Raw genomic sequence first — 20692 nt, 5'->3', positions numbered from 1 at the left:
TTGGAGTTGAATACTTATGGAAAATGAACAAAAGATTTTGTTGACTTCATTGTATAATAATATTAATTCCTATTCAGACATTATAGAAGTTTTTGATAATCTTTCAAAGGGGTTTGAAGATTACTTTGGTGATGACATTACTGATGGAATATCAGAGAGTGAAGGGAAATTTATTATTGACTATAACACCTATCATATTATCGAACATAGAGAAATTGTGTTAAATATGTTTTATCAGCTTTCAAAGGGTATTTTTAGAGTGGAACAATGTATAGGCTTAGATAAGAATGAAATTCTTCCTGTTTTAGATAGTGTTGAGAGTATCTTGGAGAAGAAAGTGGCTTTATTCAAAATAGAAGCTAAATTAGAAATTAGGAGTTTCGTCAATAAAAAATGTGGGAACTCCAATAGTTTAGTTAAAGAACTCAATGATTTTTTTAAACAATCTATTGAAAATAATATACCATATATTATTCACAGCGTAAGTGAAATTAAAGATGAAGTTGAAAAACTTCTCATTGAAGAATTAAATACCTATGACATGAATTTATGGAATATGAAAAAATGTATTGGTAAGTTGTGGAAAGATAGAAGTGAAGTTGAAGAAGGAATGTTCATTGAAGAAATGTTTTTAGAGAGAGAAGAAGTTATAGATAAGATAGATTGCTTAAAATCTAGAATAGAATCAGTTATAAAAGAGAACTTTTTAAATCCATCCATAGAAATAATAAGAGAAAATTTAAGTGCTAAAATATTAGAAAAGACAAGAGCATTTAAATGTACCCTTAATGGGTTTAGGGCAAGAAGAATTATGATGGAACAACAAGAAAAATTAATTGAGGTCGGGTATGAAAATATTATTGGTAGATCCATAGATGCGGAGCTTTATGATATGTGCTCAGAACTCTTTCTTATCCAGTATGAGTACTTAAAAACCATAATTAATTTAAGTAAAGTTGGGTTTGATGCTATAAATGATGAGATTAAATTTGCAATGGATAGTATATTTATCAATGAATTTTATGGACCCATTTATTATATTAATACTGATGAAGATTTTAAACGTATATGTATATCCCTAGAGGAAAAAGTTCATTATTTGCTGTACAACTTTGTTATAGAAGCAATTAAAAACTTCAAGACCAAATACTACGATTATATAACAAATACACTATTGAGAAAAAAGAGTAGACTTAACAATATGTATATGTTTAAATCTATAGATAATTATAAGGGGTATATAAATTCCTATAATCATGAAGTTACCAGTGAAGTTTATAAGAAAATTCATGAGCTTTATAAAAGTTATACAGATAAAAAAGAGATATATAATTTCTTAAATAATGAATTGAATACATATAGTATAGATAGCCATATGCAGAAAGACTTCCTTGAAGAATATATGGGTTACAGAAGTGAGTATGAAAACCTTTTTAATATAGATAACTATAGCAATGTAGAATATTTAGAGGATAAAAAACATAAACTTCATGAAAACATAAAGACCTTTAAAACAAAGATTTGTGAAAGGTTAGAAGAGGATTTCATATCATATTTTGATTATATGTTTCAAACAACAGGAAGAAATATAGAGTATGTAAAAAGACAGGCTAAGTATTATAAGGAAAAAGATAATTTAAAGATTAACTTGTAGTTTTGTCTAAATAGGAATATCGATAGCTACAAATAAAAATTAAACATTTAAAAGCCTCGTAAGTGAAAATGCATCAACTTACGAGGCTTTAGTTATACCTATTCTTCTGTAGCTGATATTGCTAGAAATGGACAGTTTCCAATACATTTACCACATTTAATGCATTTACTTTGATCAATCATAACATCTTTATTTTCCTTAAAGATGGCAGTTACTGGGCAAAAGTTAATACATCTACCACAAGCTACACACTTCTTTTGATTTATAAGTATTGTAGAATTTCTCAGTGTGGCATTGTTTTTATGAAAAAGTTCTTCGTTCATAGTCATGCTATTCTCTCCTTTTGTGTACTGAAATAATATATTGTATTTATACATACTAATGTGTAGTGAATATTATATAAGATTTATTATCTCATATGATATCATATCAAAGCTAGACTATTGCTTCAATATTTATTTTATAAATTAAGTTATTTGAAGTTTAACTTATTATTTAGAGTATAGCTTATTATATTATGATACATATTTAAATGCTTTCAACTTCAGTATGTCATTAGAAATAAATTTTTATTTAGTGTATAATGATGAATAGAAATTCTAAAATTATATAGATAGTTGTAATTATATAGATAGTTGTAATTATATAGATAGTTGTAATTATATATAAAATAAATGATTAAATATTAAATTATGTTTTAGAGTAGCTTTGAAGTCTTTACAAATAAATACTTAAAATGTTACTAACAATTAAGCTGGTTAAATAACAAATGAGGAGAAAAAATATATGACATTAGATGTTTTTAAAGGAGATAAAGGTTTTTACAAGAAGATGTTTGCTATAGCAATTCCAATAACACTTCAAAACCTTATTACTATTGGGATAAATATGGCAGATACTATGATGCTTGGCTCATTAGGTGAAGTTGCGCTATCAGCTTCATCGTTAGCAAATCAGTTTACTTTCATTTTCATGGTAATTCACTTCGGATTATCTGGGGGTGCAGGAGTACTTACAGGTCAATTTTGGGGAAAAGGGGACAAGGAGTCTATAGGGAAGACTATGTCTATTATGTTTAAGATGAGTGCTATTGTATGCATTGCTTTTTTTATTTTAGGACAATTCTTCCCACAGCATGTAATGAGGGTTTATACACCAGACCCATCAGTAATAGGTGAAGGCGTAAGATATCTTAAAATATTATCCTTTGTATTTTTAGTACAAGGATTTTCACTTATTGCTATTGGTATATTAAGAACTGTTGGAGTGGTTAAGCTAGCATTAGTATCTACTAGTATATCATTCGTTTTAAATATATTTTTGAACTGGATGTTTATATTTGGTAACTTAGGAGCACCAGCATTAGGAACTGCAGGAGCCGCAGTTGGAACATTAATATCTAGAATAATTGAATTTATAATTGTTATAGGGTATTTATTATTTATAGATAAAAAGGTTCAATTTAAATTAAAGAGCTTATTCTATATAGACAAGAAAATATTTAAAGATTACTTTAGACATGGAACTCCTGTATTAATTAGCGATTTTATTCTAGTTATTGGTCTTAATATGCTGGCAGTTATAATGGGTAGAATGGGAGCAGACATGGTAGCAGCAAATTCTATAACTGCAATTGTACAACAGTTAGCCACTGTATTTTTAATGGGGGTTTCAAGTTCTAGTGGAGTTATTATAGGAAACACTGTTGGGTCAGGAGATTATAAAAAGGCTGAGGAATATGGAAAAATATTTTTAGTACTATCGATAATTATAGGTGTATTAGCAGGAATACTAATATTTACAACTAAAGATATGGTTATCAGTTTTTATAATGTATCGGATGCAACTAAAGTCATTACTAGACAGCTAATGAATGCATCAGCTGTTTTAGTAACTTTTCAAGCAGTTTCAAGTACACTGACGAAAGGCGTATTAAGAGCAGGTGGAGACACTAAGTTCTTAATGGTAGCAGATGTGTTATTCCTATGGCTTGTTTCTATTCCACTTGGATCAATTACAGGGTTAATATTTAGTTTATCTCCAGGGATAGTATTTTTATGTTTAAAGATCGATGAGGTTATAAAAGCAATTTGGTGCTCTAAGAGATTAATTGAAAATAAATGGATAAAGAATGTCACAGAAATATAGATAGAATTGCTAGTGTTAAATATTGGTAATTATGCTACAATATTAATATTATAATATTTATTCAAATGGAGTTAAATAACAAAATAAAAAATATCCTTATCCAAGCGAAGAATATGAGGAAAGTTTACTTTTTTATTCATAATAAATTAAAATTAATTTTAATACCGTATTATTCAGAAAAGGATATGCGGTATTTTTTTTATGGAAATTAAATACATATTTAATAAGTTACTTATATATTTAGAAGTACCTTTGTTGTAAATACTTAACAATTAATGTATACTTTTATCAGTAAGAAATTTTTGTAAGCAGAAGGGAAGTCTTATAGTTATGGATGATAAGAAATTACTTAAAAATCTTTGTATGGCTCATGGACCTAGTGGAAGAGAACACTGGCTTTATGATTATGTATCAGAGGTGTTTTCTGAATTTGGACAAGTTACTAAGGATAATTTAAATAATATAATTGTTCATAAAAAGGGTAATGGTAAGGGAAAGATAATGCTTATGGCCCACCTAGATGAAGTATTTATGGTGGTAACAGATATAAAGGAAAATGGATTCTTAGAGTTTAAAGGAAATGGTATTGATCCAAAGACCTTAGTATCTAAAGAAGTTGTTATTCATGGAAAAGAGACATTGGCAGGAATTATAGGAATTAAACCTCCTCATTTAATGAAAGAGGAAGATCGTAAAAAGGCAGTTACAATAGATACCCTAATAATAGATACAGGATATTCAACGGAGGACCTAGAAAAGATAGTAACCACCGGGGATTATATAACAGTTAAGGGAAACTATAAGGAACTTTTAAATAATAATGTAAGTGTAAAAACTGTTGATGATAGAGGTGGAGTTGTAGCTCTTTATAGATGTGCAAAGGAATTAAGAAATATAAATCATGATATGGATGTTTATTTTGTATGCTCATCCCAAGAAGAAGTTGGACATAGAGGGGCGAAGACTGCAACAAATAGAATTAAACCTGATATAGGAATAGCTGTGGACGTAACCTTTGACTGTGGGAAACATGGTCTTGAACATGGTGATACTAAGCTAGGGAATGGTGGGGTAATATGTATTGGTCCTAATATACATCCTAAGGTTAGAAAACATCTTATGAAGGTATGTAGGGAATATAATATTCCATTCCAGCTAGAAGTTGAAGCTGGTTCTACAGGTACAGATGCTTGGGATATTCAAGTATCAGGAGATGGCGTTGCTACACTACTCATATCAATTCCTATAAAGTACATGCATACATCTGTAGAGACTGTTAACATGGAAGATGTAAAGAACACTGGATATATGATGGCAAAGCTTATAGAAAGTATTAAGGGAGAAGAATTGGAGGAGTTAATATGTTTTTAGATGAAATTCTTCAAAAGGGCAATGTTTTAGATAAGTTAACTTCATTAAGTGGTCCTTCAGGTTTTGAAGGTGATGTGAGAAATTTTATTAAAGAGGAAGTTACACCTTATATAGACGAAATTTTTGTGGATAGAATGGGTAATATTGTTGTTCACAAAAAAGGAAATGGTAAAAAAGTTGTAATAGATGCTCATATGGATGAGGTAGGCTTTATTATAACTGGATATAATGAGGATGGAACTTTAAGATTTAGTCCATTAGGCGGAATAAATGCAAAGATAATACCTTCTAAAACTGTACTTATAGGGTCAGATAAAATACCAGGAGTCATTGGAGCTAAACCAATTCACCTTCAAGGTGCAGATGAAAGAGAAAAGGGGCTTACCTATGATGACTGCTGTATTGATATTGGAGCTACAACTAGAACTGAAAGTGAAAAACTTATTGAATTAGGAGAGTATGTAGTATTTGATACAGAATATGATGAGTTTGGTCAAGGTTTAGTAAAGGGAAAAGCTTTTGACGATAGAGTTGGGTGCCTGGTACTTATGGAAGCTTTAAAAGAGACATATGATGTAGATTTATATGGTGTCTTTGCAGTTCAAGAAGAGGTTGGAGAAAGAGGTGCCTTTATATCTTCTTTAAATATTAAGGGGGATATAGGCATTGCTTTAGAGGGAACTATATGTGCAGATATGCCAAACATTCCAAAGCATTTAAGAGCTACAGAAGTAGGTAAGGGGCCTGCTATATCAATAATGGACTTAACTAGTATATTTGATATAGATATAGCGGATAACATTATGGAAGTTGGAGATAACTTAAATATACCTTACCAGAGAAGAAAGGCAATAGCCGGGGGAAACGATGCAGCAACCTTCCATGGAACAGGAGAAGGAGCGAAAATTGCTACTATTTCAGTACCTTGTAGATACATTCATTCTTCAGTATCGGTAGCATCAAAGGAGGATATAAAAAATACAGTTAAACTTCTTATAGAGTACTTAAAAACATTATAGATTTTTGGAGGTATAATCATGAATAAATTATTTGAAGACTTAATAGGAGCTTTCGGAGTCAGTGGTCATGAGGCTGAAGTTAGAAGTGTAATAATAGAGCACTTAGATTCTTTAGGGATAGATCATAGAATAGATAAAATGGGAAATGTAGTAGCAACTATGGGGTTAAAGGAGCAATCAGAAGAGAATAAGGTTATGATTTCAGCTCATATGGATACCATTGGGTTCATAGTTATGTATATAGAAGACAATGGATTCTTAAGAGTTGGTAAGGTTGGAGACTTTAATGAAACTAACTTTATAAATAATGTGGTTGAATTTGAAAATGGAAACTCAGGAAGAGTATCTACTTCAAAAGATAGTGGAAAAATAGATGATATGTATATTGATCTTGGAGTTGAGAGTAGAGAAGAAGCTCTTGAACTTGTGAGGGAAGGAGATGTATGTATATTTACCTCAAATGTAATTGAAGAAGAGAAAAATATTATTGCACCTGCTTTAGATAATAGAGTGGGATGCTACATGACATTAAAGTCCATGGAAAAGCTACAGGAAAATAAAGAAATGCTAGAAAATCTAGATAAAGAGATATTCTTTGTATTCTCAACTCAAAAAAAACTTGGAGGGAGAGGTGCTAGGGCAGCTGCCTATGAAATAAATCCTATGTATGCTTTAGTTATTGATTCAGAAGAGTCGGGAGATAGTTTAGGTGGAAAAGGGAAATTATCTCTAGGTAAGGGAACTGGAATTAAATTTATGGATAGAACTATGTTAATTCATCATGAAGTGAAGGAACAATTAGAAACTGTTTATGAAAAGCTTGATAAAAAACCACATTATATATTTGGTGAGGATCAAGGGGATGGAAGAACTATTCATAAAGAGGGAACTGGAGTTAAAACTGGAACTTTAGTATATCCTGTAAGATATAAAAACACTAACATGGAAATAGTTAACTATAAGGATATAGAAGAAGGTATTGAAGTAATATTTAACTATGTAACTTTATAGTAATAAAAAATCCCATCTTTTACAGATGGGATTTTTGTTTAGTTATTTAGCGCTGTAGTAACATCTCTTTGGAGATTCGATTTTATCTTCAGCTTTAAGTGCTTTAATAGCCTTATCTACTTCTTTTTTATCAATAGCAGCTTTTTCAGCTATTTCTCCAGCTTTTAATGGTTCTGGTGAATTTTTTAGTACCTCTAAAACTTTATCTAACATAGTAGCACCTCTTTCAATAATTGTAATTTAATAATAATGGTTATTAAATAGATTATATATTATTCAATTGAGAATTTCAACTATATATTTTAAATTTTAAACTAAGGCTACGTTTTAAGTAACCGCTGAGAGAGGGTAATATGATGTGATAGTCAATGCTAATTTAAAACAGAGTTCAAACTAAAACTTATTTCTTAGTTTATTATATAAATCTTCACGTCTATCATCTTTAAATTTAAAGGTGGATCTAACTTTATTAACTAAAGAATTATCAACCTCAGCAACGATTATATCCTCAACGCCATCATCTGCAGAAGCAATAACTTTACCCAATGGATCTATTATCATGGAATTTCCACTATAAACTATTTTATTACCAATTCCAATTCTGTTTATGCCTGCAATATAACATTGATTTTCTATAGCTCTACTTTTAAGCATGGATATCCAGTGTTCTTTTCTTAAATTTGGCCAGTTTGCAGCTACAGTTATTAAATCACATTTTTTAGAGGCTATTTGAAATATTTCAGGGAATCTTAAGTCGTAGCATATAAAAGGTGAAAGTGTAATATCTTTAATAGTTGCAAAAACAATATCATCTCCACCTAAGTAATAATTACTTTCTGTCCCATAGGAGAAAGGATGGATTTTAGTATAATTACATATGATTTCTCCATTACTAGATATTATTGCATAATTGTTTTTCCCTTTTATATTGTCATGAATACCTTGAATATATCCAATTCCTGCATTAATACCATAAGTTTTGCATAGACTAGAAATGTAGTTTATAGTAGATAAATTAAATTCTTTAAGTTTTTCTACATCCATGGTGAAGCCTGTAAAGGAGAGTTCTGGAAATAACAATAAATCTATGCACATAGTTTTAGCTTTCTTAAAAAGATCTTTACTGGAGATTAAGTTAAATTGTTTATTCTCCCAGAGAATATTATTTTGTACGAGTCCTATTTTCACAACATCACCCCTTGTATTAGATATAATAGATTAGAAAATAAGTATATTATTGTTATTGTAACAAAAGAATTAATTGTAATCAGTAAAGTTGTTATATATTTTATTTTCTATGCTTATTACTAATTATAATAAATTTCATAATTAATATTCGTAAAATAAATAATAATTTTATGAAAAGATAAAAAATAAGCATATTTAAGAAACTATTATAATATAATAATAAAATGGATAATAGAAAATATAAACATATTAATTATAATTTAAAATATGAAATTAAATAGTATGATTTAAAATAAGAAAATATATTATTTTGCTTACTGGAAAACAGTGTTATAATAAACAGAGATTCCTGGTTTGGGATGATATTTACTTTGTTTAAGATGAAAAAAGTATAAAAATATATACTTATAAAATAAAAATATTTAAAGTAGAGGTATGATGTATGAAAATAACTGAATATGTTGTAAAAATGGTGTTAAGATATAAAAATCACCATATATCATCATTAGCTTCACAGTTAGCCTTTGACATGCTGTTTTCATTTTTCCCGTTTTTAATCCTTTTATTAACTTTAGTAGGATTTATAAATGTAGATCCTATAGAAATAATAAGTGCATTGGAAACAATTATGCCAAATGAGTTATATTCATTAGTATCTACACTGGCTCTTCAATTATTGCAAACTAGAAATGGTAATTTATTATCATTTTCATTAGTGTTTTCTCTATATACTGCATCTAGAGCCTTCAGAGCTATAGGATATGGATTAAATAGAGCATATAATGAAGATGAAAGTAAAAATAAAATAAAGGTAATTATTTCATCTGTAATATTTATGATGGTGATATCTTTTATGATAATATTTGTGTTGGCATTTTTAGTATTCGGAGAAATGCTAAGTTTAGCACTAGTTAATTGGCTAAAGCTTGACTCTAGTATATTTCAATTTATAAAATATTTAAGATACCCAATAGGTCTTGCAGGTATGATTGTAGTGTTTTCGGCTATTTACAAATTGATACCTTCCAGGAAAATTAGATGGATAGATGCTTTTCCAGGAGCAATATTTACTAGTATAGTATGGATAATATTATCTATGGGATTTGCTTTTTATGTAAATAATTTTGGAAGATACACAGATGTTTATGGAAGTATTGGAGTAATTATTGTTTTGATGGTTTGGCTACAAATAACATCTACAACTATTCTCTTAGGTGGAGAGTTAAATGCCATGTTGGTATATGATAAAGAATTTAATTCAAAAAGGTAGAACTTAGATTTAAATGAGACATTAAAGAGGTCTTAGTTTAAATCTAAGTTTTTTATTCTATAGGAATTTTAAGTTTATATACATAAAAATATTAGTGTAGGGTAATGTTACTTTTATTTTTTTGTAAATAAATATTTATAAAAGTGTATAAAACAAAATAATTACACAGAATAATTACAATTATTAACATAAGTGTATATTAAATTTGCTTTGTATATCAAAATATACTGTTTTTGTATAAATTAAATAGAAAAAATAGCTAAATTTAAATTTGTGTAAAAAAATGTAGAATAATAGTAGAAAAATGTTGTGAAAAAGTTATAGAATATAGTGTAAAATGAAAAAGTAGTGTAGGGTAAAATATATAACTTATGTACTAAGAATGGAGGATAAATAATGGAGTTTCAAAACAAGGCAGATTTTGAGTTTTATAATAATATTTCAGAACCTATTATAGCAATTAATAGTAAAAATGAAATTATTTATTGTAATGGAAGCGCATTAGATTTTTTTGGAATCCATCACCTTGAGATTATAGAAAATATAAATATAAATAATGTTATAAAGTTTAATACACTAAATAATGGTATATTTAATCAAAATGAATTTATCAATAATAATAAACCGGATAAGATAAGAATTAAAGTAGATGTTAATTATTGTAGCAATATAGAAATTGATCTAGTAATTAAATATATTAAGGTATGTGGAGATAAAGGTGTATTACTATTATTTAAGGATATAGTGAACACAAATGGTTACTTTAGAGTTGTTTCTAGTGATGAAGAGAAAATATATAAAGAAGAATCAGCGGATTTGAAATATATTATGATAGACAAGGAACGTAAAACAGAGTACAAAGATAATAATGAAGTAGTTTTAAATTTAGATTTATACAAAACTATATTTGCTGTAAGTACAACAGGTATAGTAATTGAGAAGGAAAATGAAATCAGCTATTTTAATAAATCAGCTGCAGATATAATAGGTAATTATCCTGATAATATGATTTTAGGAAAAAGTCTATTTGAAGTAGTGAAGATAGAAGAGTTGAAGTATAAAGATACATTTTTAAAAAATCAACACTTAAAGTATGACCCATCTTTTAGTGTAATAGAAAGAAAAGTTACTAGAAAAGATGGAACAGTTGTTTATTGTGAAATAACACCTATGTGTTTTGAAGAGAATGATAAAATATGTTCTATATTTCTACTTAGAGATATATCAAGAAGAGTGAAGGTTGAAGAAGCTGTAGTAAATAACCGAGATAATTATGCAACTCTACTTAAATTTCTTCCTTTTGGAGTAGCAATTTATACTAACAATAAATTTGACGTTATAAACAAAGCGTTAACTAACATTTTAGGGATTAACAGCGTAAGTGAATTTGATTCCTTAACAATTGCAGATATTATACATGAAGATTATCAACATTTGGTTAATGAAATGTATTTTGATGCATATTTTAGAAAAAAAACTACTGAATTTAAAGAAATAAAGGTAAAAAGGCAAGATGGAACTTTGCTAGATGTTGAAATTTCTACGTTAGGAATAGATTTTGATCATGGTAGGTCTATAGTTTTCCTTGCTCATGAGATAACAGAACGAAAGAAAGCGGAGTTAAATAAGGTGCAACTAGAGCAAGCCATTAAATATGATAGACTAAAAACTGAGTTTATATCAAATATGTCTCATGAATTAAAAACTCCTCTAAATATAATATTAAGCACGGTACAAGTATTACAACATAATTACAAAGATTATAAAGATGAACAATTGAGAAATTATTTAGATTTAATGAAATCAAATAGTTATAGGCTTTTACGTCTTATAAATAATTTGATAGATGTTACTAGAATTGATGTGGGAAACTTAAAAATGAACTTTGGTAATTATGATATTGTAGCAATAGTAGAAGATATAACTATGGCTGCGGTAGAATATGTAGAAAGTAAAGGAATGTCATTAATATTTGATACTAATATAGAAGAAAAGATAGTTGGTATAGATAAGGAAAACATTGAAAGAGTAATTCTTAATCTATTATCTAATGCTGTTAAATTCTCAAAGGATAAAGGAACTATTGTGGTAGATATTCATGACTTGGATGATAAGGTTAAAATCTCAGTAAAGGATAACGGCATAGGAATTCCAATTAATATGCAAGAAAAGATATTTGATAAGTTTGTTCAAAGTGAATCATTATTTACAAGAAGTCATGAGGGAAGTGGAATAGGACTTTCTCTTGTGAAATCAATAGTTGAAAATCATGGCGGTAGAATATTTGTTAATAGTGTAGTAGGTAGAGGTAGCGAATTTGTTGTTGAGCTTCCAAGTATAATGTCTAAAAATAAGTTTTGTTCTTCAGAATTATATAATGCAAGTAAGAATAACTCAGAGCGAATAAAGATAGAGTTTTCAGATATATATAAATAAGATACTTTATGGTTAGTTAAAAGATTCATATATTTTGATTAAAAAAAATATTCATGGGTAAAATTACAAGAAATGATATATTTTTTGGAGGTATATGATGAATAGAATTGTTTTAGTTGGTAGACTAACCCGTGATCCAGAAATTAAAGTAGGTGAAGATAGTAGTAAGGTTTTTACTAGATTGGTTTTAGCTGTAGATAGACCTTATAAAACAGCATCTGGAGAAAAGTATGTAGATTTCATTCCAGTAATATTAAGAGGGAAAAAAGCTGAAATTGTTAGTGAATACCTTATAAAAGGAAGCGTTATTAGCGTGACGGGAAGACTTCAGAGTAGACATTATGAAAATGAAGAAGGACAGAGAAAATACATATCAGAGGTTATTGCAGATGAATTTCAATTCGTAGGCAGTAAGAAGACAAAAGAAGAAATTATTTAAAAATTAACCCGTAAAATCATATTAGTTAAAAGAGAGGGCTCATCTTATTATAATTATATTATAGTAAGATAGGGTCTTTTATTTGTAATATAATATTTTGGGGGATATAAATGTACTATTTTATTGTAGGAAAAATGGAGGTATATATTGAATAAAATAGGTATTAGATTAATGTGAAATATGGATGATATATATAATGAAAATATTTGGATAATATCATTTACAATAGTATAATAAATGTATAAGTCTACATATTTAAGTATAATAATTATATTTACAGCAAGAAAGAAATATTTTATTTAAGTAAATTAATAAAAACATAGAATTAAAAGGGGGATTATCATGGAAATTAGGAAATTTAAGGAATTCAAAGAAAAGTCTATGGAGAATATATCTAAAGTTATAATAGGAAAGGAAAATATAATTGAGAAGGTAATTGTATCATTTATAACATCTGGTCATGTGCTTTTGGAAGACGTACCAGGACTTGGTAAGACTAAACTATGTAAAACTTTATCTAAGACTATGAATTGTAGTTTTAAGAGAATTCAGTTTACCCCAGATTTACTTCCATCAGATTTGACTGGAATATATTTTTATAATCAACAATCAAAGCAGTTTGAATTTAGAGAAGGGCCTCTTCTTAGTCAAATTGTATTAGCAGATGAAATAAATAGAGCTACTCCAAGAACACAATCAGCATTACTTGAGTGCATGGAAGAAAGACAAGTAACTGTAGAAGGTAATACTATCTTGCTTCAGAAACCATTCTTTGTTATCGCAACTCAAAACCCTGTAGAGCAGTTTGGGACATTCCCATTACCAGAGGCACAACTGGATAGATTCTTTATGAAATTATCAATGGGATACCCAAGCTATAATGATGAAATAAAAATGATGGATAGGTTTATAGGAAGAGACCCTATAGATATTTTACAAGCCACAATAACCATGGAAGAAATAAACTATGTACAAGAAAATTATAATAAAGTACATATAAGTGATGATATTAGAAGGTATATTTTAGATTTAGTCAGTGCAACAAGAAGTCATAGCGAAATTGAACTGGGATGTAGTCCGAGAGCTACATTGAACCTGATGAAAGGATGTCAAGCATTAGCTGCAATTAGAGAAAGAGATTATGTAATTCTTGAAGATGTGAAAGAACTTGCAGTACCTATAATGAGTCATAGAATTATTCTTAGAAGTGAAATAAATAGTGGAAGCCAAAAGAGCGAGAAGGTAATTAAAGATATACTCGCTGTAGTTGCGACCCCAATAGAAAGGCAGTAGAGGTGTAGCATGATACTTCAAACTTTGTTTCTCGCATTTATAGTTATTATATTATTACAGGTTGCTAATATAACCACAAAAATGGGGTATAGGAATTTAAAGGTAAATAGAGAATTAGAGCGAGATAGGGTAACTGTTGGGGAAGAATTTACAATAACTACAAAGGTTGAAAATAATAAAAAGATGCCAGTACTATTTTTAATAATAGAAGAGCGAATTCCGGCAGGATTAAGGTTTGTTGGCAATGTAAACTCATACAAAGAAGGAAATGATACGTGGCATATTTGCAAATATTCTATGGGAAAGTTTCAAAGGAAGACTAGGATATATACTCTAATAGGAGATAAGCGCGGTGCTTATATAATAAAGTCCATGAATATTCTTATTGGAGATGTTTTAGGAATGAATATCGAAAAGAAAGAAATAGATAATTATATAGAAGTTTTAGTATATCCAAAGATTAAGTCTATAGGTGACTTTAAATTTGATGTCACCAATTTCTTAGGTAATAATACTGTAAGACGATGGATACATAAAGACCCATTGTATATTAAGGGGATAAGAGAATATAATGTTGAAGATAGAATGAAGGATATTCACTGGAAAACTTCTTTAAAAGCTAATAAGCTTATGGTAAAGGATTATGATTATACATCAGAACAGCAAATGGTAATAATACTTAATACTCAGTGTGGTGATCCTTGTTGGAATTGTATTAATGAAGAAATTATAGAAAAGTCTATAGATATAGCTGTAGCATTAGCAGCTAGAGCTACAAAAGAGAGTATCCCTACTGGTATATGGAGTAATTGTCATCTTATTTATTGCGATGAAAAGGGACCTAATGAAATTGCTCCAAAGGTAGGTAATTTTAATAAAATTTTAGAATACTGTACTAGAGTTTATATGGCTGTTAAATATGAATTAAGTGAATATCTAAAGATTAGGATACCTTACTTTGATAGAGATTGCACCTATGTTTTAATAACATCCTATTTAAATGAAAGAGATATTGCAGTTATATCAGCACTTGTTTTAAAGGGTTATAAGTTTAAAATAATTGATGTATCTAAAAAAAATAACATTGAAGATGTTAAAGGTGTAGAGAAAATTTCATATAAGGGGGATATTAAATAATGATGAGTTGGTCCGAACGAGTTAGATTTTTTTATGCCACAACTTTTATTATGTTAGCCTCTATAATTTGGACTGTAGTAAGCACCATTATTTTTGGTGGAGAAATAAGTTTTTCTTTGTTCATAATCAGCCTTATAAGTGTTGAAGCATCTAGGTATTTATTTAAGAAGCAAGTAAAGTTGATTATATGTATAGGAGGTCCTATAGTTCCAGTATTTACATATCAAGTAATCAATGTTCAACCATTTATTGCATGCCTAAATGTAATATTTATTATATTTATAAGTATGATGTTAATTAAGGAAGAGAGCGAAAATATAAGCTATGATAGATATAAGATTATATTTATAAAAGGAGTGTATGCAATCTTTGTAGCTGCAATAGTATATGGATTAATATGGTTACCGTCGTCCACAGTTATATATAGAGCAATTATTATGTATTTAGTGTTAGGTGTAATAACTTTACGTGAATCTATGGGATATTGTTACAATATTAAAAGGGGTAAAGTAAGTAGGACTTGGAGTTTTGTACTAGTTATATTTGCAATTTTAATAACAAGGGATTTTTTTTATAATAAGTGTGTAAGTCTTGTTAAGATGCTTTATAACATATTTAATTTTCTTTTAGATAAGATTATAGATTTGGTGCTAATAATTTTTTCATATCCAATGACGTTACTTTATAATCTTATTAGTAACCTTTTTAAAGGAAAAGGTGCAACTGTAGAAGAAATTTTTGGTGGTATGGGTAATCCTAATAATAAGTCAACTGAGGAACTGCTTAGTAAGTATGATATTACTATAAGCCCTATATTTTATTTAATAATAAAAATATTAGTAATTGTAATGCTGATTTTTATTTTAACGAAGTTGGCTAGAAAAATAGTAAAAAATAATGAGACTAACAAAAATAATGAATATATCGAGGTAGTTGAAAATATTGAAGGCAGTGGTAAATCACCAAACAGATTCATTAGACGTATTAAGAGTATTTTTAGGAAGAAGGGAAGCTCGAGGGAAGAAATAATATATAAATATGGCGAGTTTGTAAAGAAAGCAAGAGAAAAAGGAATTTTTGAGGAATATATGACTCCTAAACAATTGTTAAACGTGGTAAAAATTAAGGTTGATAACTGTGAAGAGATAGATGAAATAACATATTTATATAACGAAGCAAAATTTTCTACACATATTATAAACTGTGGACAAGAACAAAAAGTGGAAAAATATGTGGATAATATAAATAAAAAGATAAAATAAGTAAAAATAAAGAATGAAAATAAAAAAATATACAGGAAAAGACAAAAAAACTCACAATGCATTAACATTTTATCCCCAAACATATCAACAATTACGAATAAATGTATATAACTGTAAAGCTAGCGATGTTTTATGAAATAAAGTGTAAATTAAAAGGGGGGAATATATTATTATTACCTACAAGAATTTACACATTATTTTTTTATAGAGTGTTACAATTTCATTAACTGATAAATTAAGCAAAAAATATTGTTATGAAATCAGTTTTTACTGTGTTTGGGAGGTAGTTTTTTATGGTAGTTGAAACTTTAAAATGTAATGAAGTGTGTGGAGAAGATCATGTAGAGTACACCTATAAGTTAATTCAACGAGAATTATCAATGGATATTGAAGGTGGCAGGAGAGTGATAGAAGCATATGGTATAGAAGTAGAAAGTAAAATAAAAGATAACAATGGAAGTGGACAAGTTTTTAAAGATGAGGTTCAGTATATAACTCCTTATAAGAATAAGGGACATGAGTTTTTAAATATGTTAAAAAACAATAGTGTATCTCCAATACATCTTATTGATATAGTAGAAGAGCACATTGAAGAATACTATATGGATTTTAATGATATTGCAGAGGCAATTGCAAATTAAGAAGTTAATATTAGGAGAAAATAAAAATAAGTATTTAAGTAGGCTATAGATAATTAACTTATATTTATATTAAATATATAACAAGGCACACTTTTATGGTAAAATATATAATATAAGAATATTAAAAAAACTTCAGAGTATTCTTTGGTTTTTTATGCCGGGTTGGGGGTGATATGGTGATAATAGGTGTTGGAGTAGATATAGTTGAAATAAGACGAATAAAAGGTATCCTAGATAAAAACAATGGATTTTTAGAGAAGATATTTACCAATAATGAAATTGAGTATTTAAAATCACGTAATTTAAGACCTGAGTATGTAGCTGGAAGATTTGCGGCTAAAGAGGCTGTGTCTAAAGCTTTAGGAACAGGATTCAGAGGATTTACATTTAAGGATATAGTGGTTGAGAGTACTACTCTTGGGAAACCTATAGTCACATTAAGAGGGAAAGCAAAGATGATTGCAAATAAAACAGGGAATACTAATATACATCTTAGTATTTCACATGGATGCGATAATGCTATTGCCTATGCTGTACTGGAGGCGGAGTAATTTGGTAGGTCCTTTTGATAAATTTAGAAATAATAATTTGGGATTTATGGGATTTAAACATAAGCCAGTTCAAGTGAATAAGGAAATGGTAAGAAATACATTAAGAAGAAGAAGTGAGGATTGTTTCAAGGGAGATTATGGACAAGCATTTATAATTGCAGGTTCTGTAGGATTTACTGGAGCTGCATATCTCACTACACAAAGTGCTGTAAGAAGTGGTGCTGGGCTTGTAACCCTCTGTACACCAAAAGAAATACAAGAAATCATGAGTATAAAACTCAATGAGGCGATGACAATAAACTTTGAACAAAGTGATAAGATTGGTAATATTATGGTGAAGTCTAATTGTATGGCAATTGGACCTGGTATGGGAAACACCAAGTTAACATTTAACATTGTTAAGAGTATGATTGAAAATGCTGAATGCCCTATAGTTATAGATGCAGATGGTATAAATGCACTACAGGAGAATCTTGAATTATTACAAAATAAAAATAATAGTATTATATTAACACCACACTATGGAGAAATGGCAAGAATAACAGGATTACCTGTTGATGAAATAATAGAAAATAGGGTGGAAGTAGCTAGAAGCTTTGCAGCTGAGCATGATGTTATAGTTTTATTAAAGGATCATAGAACTATAATAACTGATGGTAACTATGTTTTTGAGAATACTACAGGAAACAGTTCTATGGCTTCAGGTGGTATGGGAGATGCATTAACAGGTATTATTACTTCATTTATAGCTCAAGGATATGAACCTTTAGTAGCTACTTATGTTGCGACTTTTATACATGGATATTGTGGAGATAGATTATCAGAGAATATGTTCTGTGTTAATGCTACTCATATTGTAGAGGAGTTACCATTTATAATAAATGAAATTATAAATGATGTATAACTGTTAATTATAATAAGTAAATATGGTATAGAGTACAAATAACATTAATAAACATATAGTGTAGTAAGTTGGTTGGAGGATTTTATGAAAAAAAAAGTTGCTTATACACTTGTGGGTATTATAAGTATATGTATAATATTTGCAATAATCTTAGGACTTAGAGGGAAAACAGAAACTTCGGATGAATACCATGTAATTGAAGCTTTGAATGAAATCAAGGCATATAAAAGTAACATAACAATTGAGGTTATAAATGACAAGGAAACTAATAAATATGAAGGTGTTCAAGTTTACAAAAAGGATATAGGTTATAAGTTGGATTTAAATGATAGCAGGTCCTTTACATTTAAAGGGGATGAAATTCAAGTTAAAGATAATGAGAGCACCAGAGAATATACCCTTGATAAAGAGTTTGATGAAGTTTTTAAGTATGGTTTTATTGGAGAATTTATAGGTCTTGTATATACAAATGAAGAGCTAAAGTTTGATACTGAAATTATAAATAATCAAGAATACTTTATTATAAGGACTTTAATTCCGGGAAGTAATAATAACATTTATGAAGGTAGTATGTATTATAATGTTAATGATTATGTTCCAAAGAAAATTGTGATTTATGATAATAACCATAGAGAAAGAATTGTATATACTTATGAGAATTTTAATTGGATTGATGAAGTTGATGATATAGAACTGGATTTATAATAATTGTATAGAGTGTAGATATTTAACTATAGATCATAGAAAGTGTAAGTCTCGAGTAACTTGAGGTGAGTAACATGATTGAGAAAATAAGACCGTCGTGGGCGGAGATAGATTTAGATAAGTTAGGAAATAATATTAAAGAAGTGAAGAGAGTTTGTAATGGCAAGGAAATAGTTGCTGTTATAAAGGCTGATGGATATGGTCATGGAGCTGTAGATATATATAGGGAGTTAATAAAGTGTGGAGCAACTAGGTTTGGAGTAGCAGTAATTACTGAAGCTATTGAACTTAGACAAGCGGGATTACACTTGCCCATCATAGTATTAGGATTTACTGCTAGTGAGTTTTATGATGAGGTTGTTGATTTTGATATAGAACAAACTATCTATACTTACGAAGATGCTAAGTGTCTTTCAAAAGTAGCGGTTAAAAAAAATACTATAGCTAAAATTCATATTGCAGTTGATACTGGTATGAGGAGAGTTGGATTTTTAACTACAATAGAACAGGCCAAGGAAGTACATAGGATAACTAAATTGCCAGGCATAAGTGTTGCTGGTATATTTACACACTTTGCTACTGCAGATGAAAAGGAAAAAGATTATACCAATGTTCAAATTGAAAGATTTAACAGGTTTAATAAATATCTTGAAGAATTAGGTGTTATCATTCCTTTTAAACATGTAAGCAATAGTGCAGCAATAATAGATTTACCTAAACTAGATTATCAAGGGGTGAGAGCTGGAATTATGCTTTATGGTTATTACCCTTCACATGATGTGGAAAAAAGTAATGTAAATATTATACCAGTTATGACACTAAAATCAAAAATTGTTCATATTAAAACCCTTAAAGCTGGAGAAGGTATTAGTTATGGAAGGGTATTTACAACAGAAAGAGAAAGTATAATAGGTACACTTCCAATAGGATATGCGGATGGGTTATCAAGGTTACTGACAGGAAAATCTAAAGTTATTGTTAACGGTAAGGTAGCTCCAATAGTTGGACGTATCTGTATGGATCAATGCATGGTAGATGTAACTGACATACCAGGTGTTAAAGTTGGCGATGAAGTTATATTAATGGGTAAAGACGAATATGGAAATACTATAACTGCAGATGATATTGCAAGTTCTATAGGAACTATAAATTACGAAATACTTTGTGATATTAGCAAGCGTGTGCCAAGGATTTACAAAAAAGATGGAAAAGTAGTTAGTGTAAGGAATTATGTGTAACTAAAGAATGAAAAAAATGTTGTAAAAAGTAGAAAAAAGGGATAATTTCTTTGACATAATAACAATTAATGAATTATAATAAAATTGTACATATAGTTGTTATTTAAATTGGAGGTAATGAATTCCATGCGTAACTCGAAGAGATTAGTTCTAAGTTTCAGTAATAGTTTTAGTAATAAAATAAATGCGATTGATAAAAAACAGTATAAAACAAGTAGTAAATTAATTCTTGACTATGGAATAGTATATAGTGAAGGTAGTAACCATAATAGCTATATAGAGATAATGAAGCAAGGATATTTAGAAATGAGAAATTTAAATTTAGAATTATCGGAATATGGCTTTGAAAGTTATATTAATGACTTAAATGAATATGAAGCTAGCCTTTAGGAGAGTGAATGCCTAATGACAACTATTATAAAGAG

The 20692-nt window shown here is 28.8% G+C and carries 20 protein-coding genes; 17 read left to right on the top strand and 3 right to left on the bottom strand.

Annotated elements, in window-relative coordinates; translation table 11 throughout:
* Nucleotides 1–16: 16 nt before the first annotated feature.
* Nucleotides 17–1654, top strand: coding sequence for a hypothetical protein (locus RSD37_RS10110; RefSeq protein WP_346946612.1), 1638 nt, complete (start codon nt 17–19; stop codon nt 1652–1654).
* 98 nt (nt 1655–1752) lie between these two features.
* Here RSD37_RS10110 and RSD37_RS10105 read toward each other — a convergent pair whose 3' ends face one another.
* Entirely contained in the window at nt 1753–2031 is a 279-nt protein-coding gene (locus RSD37_RS10105) for a 4Fe-4S binding protein (RefSeq protein ID WP_346946611.1), read from the bottom strand.
* A gap of 409 nt (nt 2032–2440) precedes the next feature.
* Here RSD37_RS10105 and RSD37_RS10100 point away from each other — a divergent pair, with 409 nt between their 5' ends.
* From RSD37_RS10100 to RSD37_RS10085, 4 genes are all read left to right on the top strand, one after another.
* A complete protein-coding gene (locus tag RSD37_RS10100) occupies nt 2441–3802 on the top strand; it encodes an MATE family efflux transporter (protein WP_346946610.1) in 1362 nt (453 codons plus the stop codon).
* Between the two features lie 330 nt (nt 3803–4132).
* The gene (locus RSD37_RS10095; protein ID WP_346946609.1) at nt 4133–5173 is read left to right on the top strand and encodes a M42 family metallopeptidase; all 1041 of its coding nucleotides are present in this window, start codon (nt 4133–4135) and stop codon (nt 5171–5173) included.
* The gene (locus RSD37_RS10090; RefSeq protein ID WP_346946608.1) at nt 5164–6192 is read left to right on the top strand and encodes a M42 family metallopeptidase; all 1029 of its coding nucleotides are present in this window, start codon (nt 5164–5166) and stop codon (nt 6190–6192) included. Before RSD37_RS10095 ends, RSD37_RS10090 begins: the two co-directional genes overlap by 10 nt.
* Before the next feature lie 18 nt (nt 6193–6210).
* Nucleotides 6211–7203, top strand: a complete 993-nt coding sequence (locus RSD37_RS10085; protein WP_346946607.1) for a hypothetical protein — start codon at nt 6211–6213, stop codon at nt 7201–7203.
* A gap of 42 nt (nt 7204–7245) precedes the next feature.
* Here RSD37_RS10085 and RSD37_RS10080 read toward each other — a convergent pair whose 3' ends face one another.
* Together RSD37_RS10080 and RSD37_RS10075 are read right to left on the bottom strand one after the other, a co-directional pair.
* Nucleotides 7246–7416 (bottom strand): HTH domain-containing protein, encoded by a 171-nt coding sequence (locus RSD37_RS10080; RefSeq protein ID WP_346946606.1) that lies wholly within the window; start codon nt 7414–7416, stop codon nt 7246–7248.
* A gap of 180 nt (nt 7417–7596) precedes the next feature.
* Nucleotides 7597–8391, bottom strand: a complete 795-nt coding sequence (locus RSD37_RS10075) for a nitrilase-related carbon-nitrogen hydrolase (RefSeq protein ID WP_346946605.1) — start codon at nt 8389–8391, stop codon at nt 7597–7599.
* A 442-nt stretch (nt 8392–8833) separates the two neighbouring features.
* On the opposite strand from RSD37_RS10075, the gene RSD37_RS10070 reads away from it, so the two are divergent.
* The 12 genes from RSD37_RS10070 to RSD37_RS10015 all read left to right on the top strand — a co-directional run bounded on the left by RSD37_RS10070 (nt 8834) and on the right by RSD37_RS10015 (nt 20657).
* Nucleotides 8834–9661 (top strand): YihY/virulence factor BrkB family protein, encoded by an 828-nt coding sequence (locus tag RSD37_RS10070; protein ID WP_346946604.1) that lies wholly within the window; start codon nt 8834–8836, stop codon nt 9659–9661.
* A gap of 396 nt (nt 9662–10057) precedes the next feature.
* Nucleotides 10058–12097, top strand: coding sequence for a PAS domain-containing sensor histidine kinase (locus tag RSD37_RS10065; protein ID WP_346946603.1), 2040 nt, complete (start codon nt 10058–10060; stop codon nt 12095–12097).
* Between the two features lie 97 nt (nt 12098–12194).
* A complete protein-coding gene (gene ssb / locus RSD37_RS10060; protein ID WP_346946602.1) occupies nt 12195–12536 on the top strand; it encodes a single-stranded DNA-binding protein in 342 nt (113 codons plus the stop codon).
* 342 nt (nt 12537–12878) lie between these two features.
* Nucleotides 12879–13829 (top strand): MoxR family ATPase, encoded by a 951-nt coding sequence (locus tag RSD37_RS10055; RefSeq protein WP_346946601.1) that lies wholly within the window; start codon nt 12879–12881, stop codon nt 13827–13829.
* A 9-nt stretch (nt 13830–13838) separates the two neighbouring features.
* On the top strand, nt 13839–14966 hold the full coding sequence (locus RSD37_RS10050; RefSeq protein WP_346946600.1) for a DUF58 domain-containing protein: 1128 nt from the start codon (nt 13839–13841) through the stop codon (nt 14964–14966).
* Complete coding sequence (locus RSD37_RS10045; protein WP_346946599.1) at nt 14966–16228, top strand: hypothetical protein; 1263 nt, start codon at nt 14966–14968, stop codon at nt 16226–16228. Before RSD37_RS10050 ends, RSD37_RS10045 begins: the two co-directional genes overlap by 1 nt.
* A gap of 293 nt (nt 16229–16521) precedes the next feature.
* The gene (locus RSD37_RS10040) at nt 16522–16869 is read left to right on the top strand and encodes a DUF6514 family protein (protein ID WP_346946598.1); all 348 of its coding nucleotides are present in this window, start codon (nt 16522–16524) and stop codon (nt 16867–16869) included.
* A gap of 176 nt (nt 16870–17045) precedes the next feature.
* Nucleotides 17046–17420: a holo-ACP synthase gene (acpS, locus tag RSD37_RS10035; protein ID WP_346946670.1), complete on the top strand. Its 375-nt coding sequence runs from the start codon at nt 17046–17048 to the stop codon at nt 17418–17420.
* A gap of 1 nt (nt 17421) precedes the next feature.
* Nucleotides 17422–18324 (top strand): NAD(P)H-hydrate dehydratase, encoded by a 903-nt coding sequence (locus RSD37_RS10030; RefSeq protein ID WP_346946597.1) that lies wholly within the window; start codon nt 17422–17424, stop codon nt 18322–18324.
* A gap of 84 nt (nt 18325–18408) precedes the next feature.
* The gene (locus RSD37_RS10025) at nt 18409–19029 is read left to right on the top strand and encodes a germination lipoprotein GerS-related protein (protein ID WP_346946596.1); all 621 of its coding nucleotides are present in this window, start codon (nt 18409–18411) and stop codon (nt 19027–19029) included.
* A gap of 74 nt (nt 19030–19103) precedes the next feature.
* A complete protein-coding gene (gene alr, locus RSD37_RS10020; protein WP_346946595.1) occupies nt 19104–20267 on the top strand; it encodes an alanine racemase in 1164 nt (387 codons plus the stop codon).
* Between the two features lie 126 nt (nt 20268–20393).
* Nucleotides 20394–20657 carry a CopG family transcriptional regulator gene (locus RSD37_RS10015; RefSeq protein ID WP_346946594.1) on the top strand — a complete coding sequence of 88 codons (264 nt, stop codon included), beginning with the start codon at nt 20394–20396 and terminating at the stop codon, nt 20655–20657.
* Nucleotides 20658–20692 lie beyond the last annotated feature (35 nt).

Origin of the sequence: Clostridium sp. (assembly GCF_036646415.1) — a bacterium.
In the GTDB taxonomy this organism is placed as follows: domain Bacteria; phylum Bacillota; class Clostridia; order Clostridiales; family Clostridiaceae; genus Clostridium_J.
Note: the sequence above shows the minus strand (reverse complement) of the source record. Positions and strands in the feature narration are given on the sequence as shown.